Consider the following 13,116-nt stretch of genomic DNA (forward strand, 5'->3'; position numbering starts at 1 on the left):
GAATTTAAAAGAAAGCAACATTTTTTTATAACATTTTTGTCACAATGTTTATGGATAGTTTAATATTTAGGTAAAATATGACAATTTGTTAGGTTATTATAAGATGTCATTCCATGGTGGTTTGTCCACGGGATCTTAGAACACAGATTGTGAGACAAGATCCCGTGATCAAGCCACGGGATGATAAATTGCGTGATGAGAATCTTCAACAAATGATATTTATGATCTTTTTAGGAACAAGGATAATTTTTTTAGGTTCTTTGTTTTCTAAAAATTTTTGGATTTTCGGTAAAGCAATAGTAATTTGCTTTATTTCATCTTCATTTGCGGATGTATTGAACTCATAAGTATCACGAAGCTTACCATTAACCTGAACTGCCATAACATATGTGTCTAGTTCTAACATCGATTCATCAAAAGTAGGAAATACTGCATTGTATAGAAATGTTTTGTGACCAAGCTTTTGCCAAATTTCTTCTGTAATATGTGGGATGAAAGGATTTAACAGCTGAATTAATACATTAAAGCCGTGCTTTGCGTTTTGCACGTCAACTTCTTCTTTATTAATCTCACTCGATATAGCATTAAAAAGCTCACGCATACGTGCTATTGCTCTATTTAAAGCAAAATGTTTTATATCCTCAGCAACATGTTTGATGGTAAAATAAATCAACCTCTTTAACTCTTTATTAGTATTATTATTATCTGAAAGCTTTATTATCGCTTCTTGCATTTGCTCAAGTTTATTGATAAAACGTGCACACCCCTCAATACTGCTTGCTGACCATTCTAAATCTTTTTCCGGTGGACTGTCAGATAATACAAAAAATCTTATCGCATCTGCACCATATTGTTGTTGCATAGTTTCAAGATCAATGAGGTTCTTTTTGGATTTACTCATTTTCTCGATGCGACCTTGTGTAACTAAACCACCATTGTCTTTATGGAAAAATTCATTACCTTTTTTAATTACTTCTTCAGGATATAGCCAATTATTATGCTCGTCTTTATAAGTAGCATGCAATACCATGCCTTGCGTGAATAACCCTTTAAAAGGTTCACGGACACTAACATAATCCTGCTCGTTCATTACCTTAGTAAAAAATCTTGCATATAGTAAATGCATTACGGCGTGTTCAATGCCGCCAATATATTTATCAACTGGCAACCAATAATCGCAAGCTTTTTTATCGGTCATTTCTAGAGCCTGGCTATTACAATATCTTGTGAAATACCAAGAAGATTCGAAAAACGTATCAAAAGTATCAGTTTCACGAATAGCAGGCTTGCTACATTTCGGGCAGTTAACATGTTTCCAAGTTGGGTGATTGTCTAAAGGGTTGCCGTGACCATCAAATTTCACGTCATCAGGTAGAGTAACTGGTAAATCCGAATCAGGTACAGGTACTAAACCACAAGAATCACAATGAATTATAGGGATAGGACAGCCCCAAAAACGTTGCCTTGAGATCCCCCAATCCTTCAGGCGATAATTTATTGTGCGTTTGCCTATGCCTAATTTCTCAAATTCTTCTATAATTCTTTGCTTAGCTTCATTATTAGTTAAGCCGTCTAAAAAACCTGAGTTAACTAAAATACCATCTTCAGTATATGCAGCTTCCTGCACATCAGTGTCTGTTTCAATTACCTGCTTTATAGGTAAATTCATTTTAACAGCTAATTCATGGTCACGTTGATCATGAGCAGGGCAACCAAAAACTGCTCCTGTGCCGTAATCCATCAACACGAAATTAGTAATAACAACAGGTAAAGTTATATTTGAGTCAAAAGGATGAATGACGTAAAGACCGGTAAATATTCCCTCTTTCTCAGCTTTATCAAGCTCAGCAGAGCCGTTTATATTAGAGCATTTAGCGATAAAATTTTCTATTGCAGGAGTTTTGGAAACTAACTCCTCTATTATTGGATGATTAAAAGCAATGCCTACAAAGCTAGCTCCAAATATAGTTTCCGGTTTAGTCGAAAATACCTCTATGGCATCTTCATTATCCTTAATTTTGAAATGAAAGTTAGCACCTATAGATTTACCGATCCATTTTTCTTGCATAGAGCGGACTGCTTCAGACCATTCGGTTAAGCTAGGAATCTCATTTAGTAACTCTTCAGCATAATTCGTGATTTTTAAAAACCATTGCTTTAAATAATGTTTTTCAACTATTGCACCTGAACGCCAACCACGTCCGTCAACAACCTGCTCGTTTGCAAGTACAGTATTATCAACCGGATCCCAATTAACAAGCGATTCTTTTTGATAAGCAAGATTTCTTTCATAAAGCTCTAAGAAGAATTTTTGCTCATGTTTATAATAATCAGGGTCGCAACTATTTATCTCTCTAGACCAATCATAGGAAAAGCCCATCGATTTCAGCTGCTTTTTCATATTTTCGATATTCGAATAAGTCCATTCTTTTGGATGAGAATTATTTTTTATTGCTGCATTTTCTGCCGGCAAGCCGAAAGAGTCCCAGCCCATAGGATGAAGTACGTTAAAGCCTTGCATTGTCATAAATCTGGCAACCACGTCACCTATAGAATAATTACGTACGTGACCTACGTGAATTTTACCGGATGGGTAAGGTAGCATCTCTAAAACGTAATATTTAGGTTTGCTGCTTTCGTTTGATACTTCAAAGGCTTTTTCTTCTTGCCAAATCTGTTGCCATTTTTGTTCAATACTCATGTTTTTCAATTATTTCGTACTACTAATATATATTTCCCTTGCTCTTCTTAAAATTTTGTCTTCAAGTGTGATAGCAAGATTCGAAGTATTTTCATTCATTACCCATTGTTTATTCTTCAGCACTTCTTCAAATACTTTTACTTCAATTGCATCAGGATGTATCACATCCTCCTTAATAAATATGTTTATTTTAAAACGAAAATTGGGGGTGGCGGGAGGGCTATACCATTCTGTAATTATAACGCCACCATTTGAGTCAGCTGATGCAAGAGGAATAAAACTTACAGTATTTATTGATGCTTGCCATAGATATTTATTAATTGAACAACCAGCTGCTTTAGTAGATTCATTTTTAACTCTGCCTGGTCTAAAAACTAGCCCTTCTTCTCCAGCTATTGAACCTACTTCATCCCATTTCTGTTCTTGTTTACTTTTGGGATAATCTTCAGCCAAGATAATGTTATTTCCTATACTGAATACAATAAAAATTGCTGTAAAAAATAGTTTTATATTTTTGTTCATAACTAGAATTCTATTTGTGATTATATCTTGATCAAGATAATAGAGGAGCTTTATCTGTTAGTCAAATTTTATATCCTCTCTTAGTGCTATAGCTTAATGCGATAAGATAGTGACTTAGAGTATGAGTTAGATTATACTAAATGAAAAACTTATGGCAAAGGCATATTCATACGATTTAAGAATATGAGTAATAAAAAGTTTAACAGATGGTAAAACAATAAAAGAGACTTCTGAGATATACTCTATTAGTAGGAAGACTATAATAGAATGGAAAAAATTAAAGAAACAAACCGGCGATATCAAAGCAAAAAGTGGTTATCATACAGGACATCGTAGAATAATAAGAGACATAGAGGGATTTAAAAAATTTATAGAATTAAATTTTGATAAAACCACCATGGAACTAGCTAACAACTGGAGTCAAAAAGTATCTGCAAGTACGATATCAAGATTGCTTAATAAATTAGGTTATAGTTATAAAAAAAACTTTTCTTCATCCCAAAAGAGATGTTGGTCTAAGGAATGAGTTTATATTGAAACTAAAAACTATAGACAAACAAGATTTAGTATTTATCGATGAATCTGGGATAGAAGATAATAGCTGTAGAGAACACGGGTGGAGCATTATCGGTCAAAGATGTTATGGTGAAAGGGTCTATCAACATAAATCACAGATTAGTATGATTGCTGGGGTGTCTGCCAAAGATATTATTGCCCCAATAATATTTGATGGGACATGTAATAAGGACATTTTTGAAACTTATGTACAAGAGATATTGATCAAAGAGTTAAAGCCTGGTCAGATAGTAGTAATGGATAATATTAATTTTCATAAAAGTACAAAAGTGAAAACGTTAATTGAATCTTTTGGTTGCAGTATTTTATTTTTACCAACTTACTCTCCTGATTTAAATTCTTACTATTACCCACAATTATAAAATGCTGCTAGAGTATTCACTGATCATTTTAAATAAGAAGGATAGGCGATATGCAAGATATAGTAACATACGGGATAAATATATCAAGCACTGGTTGGTTAGAGAATGAGCTCAGGCATGTTGACTTTAAAGATAAAAGACTTATAAATCGGCTTATTAAAACCAGTAACTTACTTGATAGCAAAGCATCCGGCACAATAAATCAAAGTTGCAGATCCTGGAAAGATGCGAAGGGAGCTTACAGACTATTTAGCAATGATAAGTTTGATATAGATGAAGTCTATTCTTCGCATCATGTGGAAACACAAAATAGAATCCAAGGCAAAAATTTAGTGTTTGCAATTCAGGATACAACTTACCTGGATTATGACACTCATATTAAGACAAAAGGGCTAGGCAGTATCTCCAAAGCTTATACAAAGCACAAACAGGGTCTTATTATGCATAGTACTATTATAGTGACGCCAGGAGGTCTGCCTTTAGGCCTTACCTCTCAGCAATGTTGGGCACGTATCGCAAGGGAAGAGGATCAGAAGGAAAAAGCAAGGCGTAAGTATATCACTCACATCAAAGATAAAGAAAGCTATAAATGGATTAACGCGTTTGAGGAAACAATTGCCAATATTCCTGAAAATACTAGAGTTATTACGGTTGGAGATAGAGAAGCAGATATCTTTGATTTGTTATGGAAAATTGAAGAATCAGCTGCAGAATTTGTAATTCGCAACAGACAGGATAGGAAATTTATTTGCCCGGAAAATGGTAAAACAAAAATACAAACGAAAATAAGTAAGCTACAGTCCAAGAAAGAGATTAGACTGAAAATCCCAGGCAATGGACTTCATAAAGCAAGAAAAGCAAATGTTGAAATTAAATACACATATGGGCACATACCAATTAGGTCTGTATCTTTATATGGCCCTGAAAATACTGATCACAAAATCAGTGACAAATTAGCTGTTTATGTTGTAAGCGCTAAAGAAATTAATGCCCCTGTTGGAGTAGAGGCAATCGATTGGACTATACTGACCAACATCCCCGTGAGTAGCTTTGAAGATGCTGTTGAGCGTATAACTTGGTATAAGCTAAGATGGAAAATAGAAGAATATTTTAGAGTTCTGAAATCAGGATGCAAGATAGAAGCCTCTCGCTTATCTGCCGAAACAAAGCTACAAAAATTAATTGCCATAAAAAGCCTCATTGCTTTTAAAATTTTATATTTATCAAAAATAGCCTCAACTTGTCCTGAAGAGAGCTGCGATAGCATACTTACCACCCAAGAATGGAAAACGCTTTATATGCGCGTGCACAGAACAAATAATACTCCTGGCAAGCCTCCAAATATAAAAGAAGCTATTATTTTGCTTGGTAAATTAGGAGGCTTTATGGCAAGAAAGAGTGATGGGTTGCCCGGAGCAATGTCTTTATGGCGGGGATATGAAATCCTTCAAGAGAGCGTAATGATGCTATCAATTGTTAGTGGTAAAATTTGTGGGTAATAGTAAGATTTAAATTCTATTGAGCATTACTGGTTTAAAATCAAGAACGAAATAAGAAAAACTGTTTCTAATTTTGAGCACTTTTTTGATGCGGTTTACTATGCTCTTAAAAAAGTTACTACCTTATCGCATTAAGCTATACATGATCTTTATCTACTCCTATTTCCAAAAATCTAATTTCATAACGAGCTTCTATGTCCTCACAAATTTTACATAAATAATCGTCTAGTTCCTCTTTGAATATTACTCTTCTATACTTTGCCGGTGTTACTAAATGATATATTAGTACTGTGACATTATGACTTTTATGTATATAACTGCTTTCTTCCATGCATCTAGTATATCACGAAGCAGAGCTTCGGGGAATTAAACCCTAAGAGATTAATTTGTTGTGTTTGCGGCTTGCTTCTTTTGCTCAAGTAAACTTTTTACTCTTCTATTTAATTCTTCTCTTCTTTTTTTGTAACAAATCTTGTTTTTGGTCAAATAATTATTAAATGGAGATAAGAAATGAACTTAAATCAAAAAATAATAAAGCCAAAATTAGGATTACTAGAACTCGCTAAGAGTCTTGGTAGCATATCATCAGCATGTAAAGCGATGGGCTATAGCAGAGATAGTTATTACAGATTTAAAGAACTGTATGAAACTGGTGGTGAAGAAGCGTTGTATGAGATTAGCCGGAAGAAGCCAATAATAGCGAATAGAGTTGATCCAGCGATAGAGAAGGCAGTAATGGATATGGCAATAGAATATCCAGCATATGGACAGATTCGAGTATCAAATGAGCTTAAGAAGAGCGGTATACTTGTATCACCTGGAGGAGTGAGATCAATTTGGTTACGTAATGATTTAAACAATATCAATAAAAGGCTTAAAGCATTAGAAGCAAGGATGGCTCAGGATGGTATTGTACTTACTGAATCTCAGTTACAAGTACTAGAGAAACGACGTAGCGAAAAAGAAGCCCATGGCGAGATTGAGACACAGCATTCAGGTTATCTAGGATGCCAAGATACATATTATGTAGGAAATTTTAAGGGTATAGGTAAGGTTTATAGTCCCTTTGGTGGTTAAAACCTCCATCTTCCAGATGGAAAAGCTTTAGCTTGCCATGTGCGCCATGATGCATTGCATCATAAGCACCATGAGTTCAACACTTCAGGAAATCACCTAACAGTTTACTATCGTCTTTATCACACAGTGTGGTAGAAATTGTTTGTGCACGCAGTGACTGTAGATCTAATAGTGGTAATGTACCGATTATATGATTAAAGACATATTGAGGTACATGAACCAGACATGATTTCTCTCACATACGGCTTGAATAAGCTTTAGCTTGATATGCGACTTCTAGTCGCTATAAAATAAACTTTCATCTCTCAGATGAAAGTGATTGATTCTCAGGTATTTATTGATAGCTATAGCAGAGTAGCTGATGCTAAACTATATATACTGATAAAACAGCTTTAACTGCTGCTGATATGCTTAATGACCGCGTGTTACCATGGTATGAAACTCAAGGCATACCAATACTTCGTATTCTGACAGATCGCGGGTCAGAATATAAGGGAAATATAGAGCATCATGCTTTTGAATTATTTCTAAGTATCGAAGGTATAGAACATACTATTACTAAAGCATATTCTCCTCAAACAAATGGTATGTGTGAACGTTTTAGTTAACCACCCTGCATTGCAAATGCAGGGCTTAAGATTACGGCATCAATGCCTTAGCTATAGCTAGTTTTCAACTTGAAAGTTTCCAAACTTATCATCTCTCGATTCATGTTTATCAATATAATCCTTGATCATTTGGTCAGTCACATTGCCTGTGGTTCTGACAAAATATCCAACAGCCCATAAGTGTTTACCCCAATACTGTTTCCGTAATTCTGGAAATTCCTGCTGAATCTTCCTTGAACTCTTTCCTTTTAGATACTGTACCACCTTACTAATACTTTGATAAGGTGGCACAGATACATAGATATGTACGTGATTTGAAGCTATCTTCCCTCTTAATATCTCTACTCCATTATCCTTACATATCTCTTGGGTTAGGTCCTTGACTCTCCTACCAATATCACCAACCAATATATTATATCGATATTTAGTCACCCATACTATATGATAAGTGCAATCGTAAACTGTGTGGCTTATCTTCTTGTAATACTGCATCTCTACATTCTATATGTTAAAACGACGCACTGCAAGTGCGGGGTTTTTCTCCCAAATTTGGGACAATAAAACTATGAAACAAGAATTCTTTGATACAGCTATGCGGAAAAAGATCTACACTGATCTTGATGATTTACAATTAGATCTTGATATTTGGTTAGAGCATTTCAATAATGAGCGACCACATTCAGGAAAATATTGTTATGGTAAAACGCCTATGCAAACTTTTAAGGATAGTAAGAAATTAGCTATTGAAAAGAACAATGAAATCTTATATCTTGAATACTCATCTGACAGTCATAATTTATCAGATATTCAGATATAATTTTTATAGTGCCTGTAAGATCAAATCTTGACTTCTACAGACCAAAGAATTGAATTTGCATCCGCTAAATCCATTTGGGATGAAGCTACTCAAAGACTTCTTGCTGCCTGAAATCTAAAAATATTACTCTTTTTGACACTATGTTACTTAACTTGATGGTATGGACGCCAATGATAAGAAAGAACTTATCAACGGTTTTAAGTGATATTAAGATATCAAAGAACCAAAACCTAAGATAGGTTTGTAATTTTTAATAATTTTATAAAGGAGTCCATACCATGAGTAATTATAAAGTAATAGGAATTGATTTAGCAAAAAGAAAGTTGCATTTTGCAGCAATAAATTTAGACAATAAAGTTGTATTAAAAAAAGCAATGGATCGAAGAAGCTTTTTTGAAAATTTATCAACAATGTTTCCAGAGTCAGAAACCTTTGTATTTGAAGCTTGTGGTGGAGCTCATTATATGGCTCAAAGGCTTGAATCAATAGGACATAAAGCCATCTTGCTTAAACCTAAAGATGTGAAAGCATATGCAAAAACTCGACAAAAAAATGACATTAATGATTCAATTGCAATTTGCAAAGCATCATGTGATCCCGATTTAATACACGTCAAAGCTAAAACAATAGAAGAGCAAGAAATATCTTACCTGCATAAAGCAAGACAAAATATAATACAACAAAGGATTCAGTACAGCAACTCTCTGATGACTTCATTATTTGAATTTGGCTATTTGGTAACATGCGGAAAATCTACATTTGCAAAATCTTGTCAAAATTTTGTAAATTTTGCCCTAGAAGAAGGATTTATTAACAACACTATTGCTGAACAAATGTTGCTGGATTGTAAAGAAATTGAACAATTGATGATTCGTGAACAAAGCTTAGATAAAGAATTAGCAGCAAAGAATCGGAGTTCCAAGAAGGCAAAAATTTTAGAAACTATTCCAGGAATTGGTACAATTAACGCAAGTATTTTAAGCATCAAACCGGTTGAAGCATACGATTCTGCTAAGGATTTTGCTGCTTCACTTGGAATTGTCCCGAAACAAAATAGCACTGGAGGTAAGATTATTCTAGGAAGAATAACCAAGCAAGGTGATAGATATGCAAGAACAATGCTAATACAGGCTGGTAGGTCTTTATTGATGAGAAGCTATAAAACTAATCAGACATCAGGAGCGTTATCAGAATTTATTGAAAGATTAAAAGAAAAAGGGAAATCGTTCAATGTAATTGCAGTAGCTACAGCTAATAAATTGGCTAGAATCGCTTATGCCTGTCTGGTAAAGAACAGAAATTACCAATTGGTATAATAGTACTTAAGATTTAGGATAAATTATAAACTATATAATTTTTAAACTAGATAGGGGTAAAGAAATAAAAACAAAGTAGAATAATAAAACGGCGGGTTAAAGAGATAATACATAATCATTCTGGATGAAATCCGAGCTAACGTCATGGTACCTAGATACCGCTAACTTGAGTGAATCTCTCTAGGATCTTAGGCAGAATGCAGAAACCATTATGGCACTTTGATGCCGAATATATGACTGCTTCATTTATCATTAACTGTTTTTTATTTTTAGTACTTGTTTTTAACCAGGCGTCCATATATGACGATGCCCTTTCAACTAGTCTTACTTAAAATCATATCAACCTTATTATCCAAAATACCAATTTTACTATACAAGATAGCAGTAAAGTTGATAACAATCCCGTAAGCCATAGGACAATAAACCACTGCCATCTATTCAAACGGGAAGTCATTCTGAGATATAAATTTTTAATACATTGGATGATGTGAAGATTTGCCACGGAATATATAATAACAATAAAAAGTGTAACCAAGTATAACGGGCAAGAATATTCCAGCCCCGACTAATAACAAAGATTGTGACTGCGATACTGCCGCTGCATTTGCAAGCGTCACTTTATAAGGCACTATAAACGACCATATACTTATAGCAAGTCCTAAATATCCTAATAAAAACAAAGAAATAGTATATATAAATGGAGCTACTTCTTTTTTATCTCTTACAGCTTTAATTAACCTAATAAATATTATAGCTGTTAAAATAGGAACAACAGATAAGTAGTAAATATTTGGTATACTAAACCAACGATAACGTATTTGATCATTTAAGAAAGGCACCCAGAGACTTACTAACCCCATAAAAAGAGCTACATAAAACAAAATATATACAGTAGATTTATATGCCCAATCTTGCGTTTCTTTTTCGGTTTTCATGATAAGCCACGTACCACCTAAAAGAGCATAACCGAATATCAACGCTATTCCCGTCATCACTGAAAAAGGAGTAAGAAAATCAAAAGCACTCCCTGCAAATTTTCGTCCCTCTACTTCTATACCTTGCACAAACGTGCCAAGCATTAAACCTTGACAAAAAGCAGCAAGCATAGAACCAAAATGAAAAGCATAATCCCAAATATAACGATGACCTATATGAGCTTTAAACCGAAATTCAAAAGCCACACCTCGAAATATTAGCCCAAGCAACATTAAAATAATGGGAATATATAAAGCTGGCATTAATAAGGAATATGCAAGAGGGAAAGCAGCAAACAAACCACCACCGCCAAGCACTAACCAAGTTTCATTACCATCCCAAAAAGGAGCAATGGAATTGATCATCTTATGACGACAATCATCAGTTGGAGCAAACGGGAATAATATACCAATTCCTAAATCGAAACCGTCTAACAAGACATATAAACAAATAGCAGTCGCTATAAGCCCGCCCCAAACAAGCGGTAAATCTATATAAGCAGAGAAATCAAACATAAGATTTTTATTTTTATAATATGTTATTTATTTAGATATATCAATATAATGATGAGTTTTAGTAAAAATGATACTCCTCGCAGCAGAGCTACGAGGTATCTATCCAAAAAGTTTTAACTGTTTTTGTTGAAATGCTTTATAAGAAGGTTTGCCTGAACCTTGATTTTTTACATAATTACGTAATTTCCGCTCATCACCATGTTTACATACTGTGCTCATAAAATATCCTTTACTCCAAAACTCACTTCCCCATAATTTTTCTTTAAGATTTGGATATTTCTTAAACATTTCCTTAGATGTAATACTTTTTATGATTTGAGTTATTTTTGTTGGGCTATACATTGGTATTGACTGTAGTAAAAAATGTACATGTTCTTTATCTACTCCTATTTCCAAAAATCTAATTTCATAACGAGCCTCTATGTCCTCACAAATTTTACATAAATAATCGTCTAGTTCCTCATTGAATATTACTCTTCTATACTTTGCCGGTGTTACTAAATGATATATTAGTACTGTGACATTATCACTTTTATGTATATAACTGCTTTCTTCCATGCATCTAGTATATCACGAAGCAGACCTTCGGGGAATTAAACCCTAAGAGATTAATAAATAAAAATTTACTATTTTTTTATAAAAAACTCTTTTACTTTTTCAATTTTTTATTAATATCTAAGCATTAATATACTTAGGAATAAAAATGCAAAAAAAATGTTCACAAATATTTGACGAATTCTTGCAAATAATACATAACAATATAATTGGAGAAGATAGAGCTATAGTAGATCTAATGATACTCCTCTTAGCTCTGCTGCGAGGAGTATCATTAACTTCAAGCCTTTACTACCTAGTATAACTTTACCTAGAGATGTAAATGAAACTGCTTCAGTTATATCTCTAGCACCTCTTGGACGCAAGCGTAAAACAAGCACAGAACCGGAAGATAATGCAAAAAAACACAAAACTATGATTTCAAAAAATTCTGAGGATAGTACTGATATTTTATATTCATCTATTGCAAATAATAGATTAGATAAAAACCTAAACCCTATACACAACAAAATAACTACTGATTTAGAGAAGTTATCTTTTATAATTTCTAATGCAAATAACGATGCTATAAATACAGATGAAGTAGAATTAATTGGGAATAAATTTACTTAATGTAGCAAACTTTTTTAATTGCTTCTATTACATCCTTTTCGCTTGGTAGAGCTAGCTTTTCTAGATTCACGGCATAAGGAAGCGGTACGTCTTTACCGCTTACGATCTCCACTGGTGCATCTAAATAATCAAATGCTTCTTTCATAATAATAGCTGCAATGCTTGCACCGATACCGGCAAAAAACCACCCCTCTTCAACCACAACTAAACGACCGGTTTTTTTTACCGACTCTATTATTGTATCCGTATCAAGCGGTTTGATAGTGCGTAAATCTATAACTTCACAATTAATATTATCGTTTTGTAAGATATTTGCAGCATCTAATGCAAGTTTCACCTGAATCGAGAATGTCACTATAGTAACGCTATCACCCTCTTTTAAGATTTTTGCCTTACCAAAAGGAATAGGCTCAACATTTTCAGAAATGTCAAAACTGTGACCATATAAAATCTCATTTTCTAAGAAAATAACAGGATTATCGTCTCTAATAGCTGTAATCATCAGCCCTTTATGATCTTCAGCACTATAAGGAGCTATTACTTTTAGTCCCGGGATATGAGCATAACAAGCTGCGTAATTTTGACTGTGTTGAGCAGCTACTCTACTTGCTGCTCCGTTTGGACCTCTAAATACTATCGGACATCTGACTTGTCCGCCTGACATGTAGTGCGTTTTAGCAGCCGAGTTAACTATGTGATCCATCGCTTGCATAGCAAAGTTAAAGGTCATAAACTCAACGATCGGACGAAGCCCTGCAAATGCTGCTCCAACACCAAGACCAGCAAAACCATATTCCGTTATTGGTGTATCGATTACCCTTTTAGGACCAAACTGCTCAAGTAATCCTTGCGTTACTTTATAAGCTCCTTGATACTCAGCGACTTCTTCACCCATGACGAAAACTTTATCGTCTCTTATCATCTCTTCTTGCATTGCATCACGCAATGCTTCTCGTACAGTAGTTATTTGCATCTTTCTTT

Annotated in this window: 12 protein-coding genes and 4 pseudogenes; 9 read left to right on the forward strand and 7 right to left on the reverse strand. The window is 34.1% G+C overall.

The features are described from left to right. Window positions 1-205: 205 nt before the first annotated feature. Both leuS and ACOAL3_RS07485 read right to left on the reverse strand, forming a co-directional pair. On the reverse strand, window positions 206-2,701 hold the full coding sequence (leuS, locus tag ACOAL3_RS07480) for a leucine--tRNA ligase (protein WP_419234728.1): 2,496 nt from the start codon (window positions 2,699-2,701) through the stop codon (window positions 206-208). 9 nt (window positions 2,702-2,710) lie between these two features. Next, the gene (locus ACOAL3_RS07485) at window positions 2,711-3,223 is read right to left on the reverse strand and encodes a DUF3576 domain-containing protein (protein ID WP_419234729.1); all 513 of its coding nucleotides are present in this window, start codon (window positions 3,221-3,223) and stop codon (window positions 2,711-2,713) included. A gap of 244 nt (window positions 3,224-3,467) precedes the next feature. Between ACOAL3_RS07485 and ACOAL3_RS07490 the strand changes: the two genes are divergently transcribed. Genes ACOAL3_RS07490 through ACOAL3_RS07500 form a run of 3 tightly spaced genes read left to right on the forward strand, consistent with a single transcriptional unit; the run spans window position 3,468 to window position 5,660 of the window. Continuing rightward, the gene (locus tag ACOAL3_RS07490) at window positions 3,468-3,749 is read left to right on the forward strand and encodes a COG3415 family protein (RefSeq protein WP_419235585.1); all 282 of its coding nucleotides are present in this window, start codon (window positions 3,468-3,470) and stop codon (window positions 3,747-3,749) included. 7 nt (window positions 3,750-3,756) lie between these two features. Further along, entirely contained in the window at window positions 3,757-4,161 is a 405-nt protein-coding gene (locus tag ACOAL3_RS07495; RefSeq protein ID WP_419234730.1) for an IS630 family transposase, read from the forward strand. Window positions 4,162-4,211: 50 nt separating this feature from the next. Then, window positions 4,212-5,660, forward strand: a complete 1,449-nt coding sequence (locus ACOAL3_RS07500) for an IS4 family transposase (RefSeq protein ID WP_419234585.1) — start codon at window positions 4,212-4,214, stop codon at window positions 5,658-5,660. Between the two features lie 139 nt (window positions 5,661-5,799). Here the strand turns inward: ACOAL3_RS07500 and ACOAL3_RS07505 are convergent. Then, window positions 5,800-5,991, reverse strand: a pseudogene (locus ACOAL3_RS07505) (transposase); the annotation flags it as partial. A gap of 179 nt (window positions 5,992-6,170) precedes the next feature. On the opposite strand from ACOAL3_RS07505, the pseudogene ACOAL3_RS07510 reads away from it, so the two are divergent. Further along, window positions 6,171-6,719: pseudogene (locus ACOAL3_RS07510) on the forward strand (helix-turn-helix domain-containing protein); the annotation flags it as partial. 345 nt (window positions 6,720-7,064) lie between these two features. Further along, window positions 7,065-7,339: pseudogene (locus ACOAL3_RS07515) on the forward strand (IS481 family transposase); the annotation flags it as partial. Between the two features lie 63 nt (window positions 7,340-7,402). Here ACOAL3_RS07515 and tnpA (ACOAL3_RS07520) read toward each other — a convergent pair. Beyond that, window positions 7,403-7,837, reverse strand: coding sequence for an IS200/IS605 family transposase (gene tnpA, locus ACOAL3_RS07520; protein WP_341794258.1), 435 nt, complete (start codon window positions 7,835-7,837; stop codon window positions 7,403-7,405). 64 nt (window positions 7,838-7,901) lie between these two features. Between tnpA (ACOAL3_RS07520) and ACOAL3_RS07525 the strand changes: the two are divergent. The 3 genes and pseudogenes from ACOAL3_RS07525 to ACOAL3_RS07535 all read left to right on the forward strand — a co-directional run. Next, a pseudogene (locus tag ACOAL3_RS07525) lies at window positions 7,902-8,162 on the forward strand (integrase core domain-containing protein); the annotation flags it as partial. A gap of 278 nt (window positions 8,163-8,440) precedes the next feature. Next, window positions 8,441-9,478 (forward strand): IS110 family RNA-guided transposase, encoded by a 1,038-nt coding sequence (locus ACOAL3_RS07530; protein ID WP_419234517.1) that lies wholly within the window; start codon window positions 8,441-8,443, stop codon window positions 9,476-9,478. A gap of 197 nt (window positions 9,479-9,675) precedes the next feature. Then, complete coding sequence (locus ACOAL3_RS07535; RefSeq protein WP_419234731.1) at window positions 9,676-9,810, forward strand: hypothetical protein; 135 nt, start codon at window positions 9,676-9,678, stop codon at window positions 9,808-9,810. A gap of 138 nt (window positions 9,811-9,948) precedes the next feature. On the opposite strand, the gene cydB is transcribed toward ACOAL3_RS07535, so the two are convergent. Both cydB and tnpA (ACOAL3_RS07545) read right to left on the reverse strand, forming a co-directional pair. Then, entirely contained in the window at window positions 9,949-10,968 is a 1,020-nt protein-coding gene (gene cydB / locus ACOAL3_RS07540) for a cytochrome d ubiquinol oxidase subunit II (RefSeq protein ID WP_419234732.1), read from the reverse strand. 99 nt (window positions 10,969-11,067) lie between these two features. Then, window positions 11,068-11,526 (reverse strand): IS200/IS605 family transposase, encoded by a 459-nt coding sequence (gene tnpA / locus ACOAL3_RS07545; protein ID WP_419234544.1) that lies wholly within the window; start codon window positions 11,524-11,526, stop codon window positions 11,068-11,070. Between the two features lie 411 nt (window positions 11,527-11,937). Between tnpA (ACOAL3_RS07545) and ACOAL3_RS07550 the strand changes: the two genes are divergently transcribed. Further along, a complete protein-coding gene (locus ACOAL3_RS07550; protein WP_419234733.1) occupies window positions 11,938-12,135 on the forward strand; it encodes a hypothetical protein in 198 nt (65 codons plus the stop codon). Here the strand turns inward: ACOAL3_RS07550 and ACOAL3_RS07555 are convergent. Continuing rightward, window positions 12,128-13,108, reverse strand: coding sequence for a pyruvate dehydrogenase complex E1 component subunit beta (locus ACOAL3_RS07555; RefSeq protein WP_419234734.1), 981 nt, complete (start codon window positions 13,106-13,108; stop codon window positions 12,128-12,130). The genes ACOAL3_RS07550 and ACOAL3_RS07555 overlap by 8 nt on opposite strands. Between the last annotated feature and the right edge of the window lie 8 nt (window positions 13,109-13,116).

The organism is Rickettsia endosymbiont of Nabis limbatus (genome assembly GCF_965196655.1).
Classification (GTDB): Bacteria; Pseudomonadota; Alphaproteobacteria; order Rickettsiales; family Rickettsiaceae; genus Rickettsia.

What these genes read in the sequence shown, in the direction of transcription:
- leuS (WP_419234728.1), bottom strand. Translation starts at nt 2,701, where the DNA reads ATGAGTATTGAACAAAAATGGCAACAGATTTGGCAAGAAGAAAAAGCC.
- ACOAL3_RS07485 (WP_419234729.1), bottom strand. Translation starts at nt 3,223, where the DNA reads ATGAACAAAAATATAAAACTATTTTTTACAGCAATTTTTATTGTATTC.
- ACOAL3_RS07500 (WP_419234585.1), top strand. Translation starts at nt 4,212, where the DNA reads ATGCAAGATATAGTAACATACGGGATAAATATATCAAGCACTGGTTGG.
- tnpA (WP_341794258.1), bottom strand. Translation starts at nt 7,837, where the DNA reads ATGCAGTATTACAAGAAGATAAGCCACACAGTTTACGATTGCACTTAT.
- ACOAL3_RS07530 (WP_419234517.1), top strand. Translation starts at nt 8,441, where the DNA reads ATGAGTAATTATAAAGTAATAGGAATTGATTTAGCAAAAAGAAAGTTG.
- ACOAL3_RS07535 (WP_419234731.1), top strand. Translation starts at nt 9,676, where the DNA reads ATGCAGAAACCATTATGGCACTTTGATGCCGAATATATGACTGCTTCA.
- cydB (WP_419234732.1), bottom strand. Translation starts at nt 10,968, where the DNA reads ATGTTTGATTTCTCTGCTTATATAGATTTACCGCTTGTTTGGGGCGGG.
- tnpA (WP_419234544.1), bottom strand. Translation starts at nt 11,526, where the DNA reads ATGGAAGAAAGCAGTTATATACATAAAAGTGATAATGTCACAGTACTA.
- ACOAL3_RS07550 (WP_419234733.1), top strand. Translation starts at nt 11,938, where the DNA reads ATGATTTCAAAAAATTCTGAGGATAGTACTGATATTTTATATTCATCT.
- ACOAL3_RS07555 (WP_419234734.1), bottom strand. Translation starts at nt 13,108, where the DNA reads ATGCAAATAACTACTGTACGAGAAGCATTGCGTGATGCAATGCAAGAA.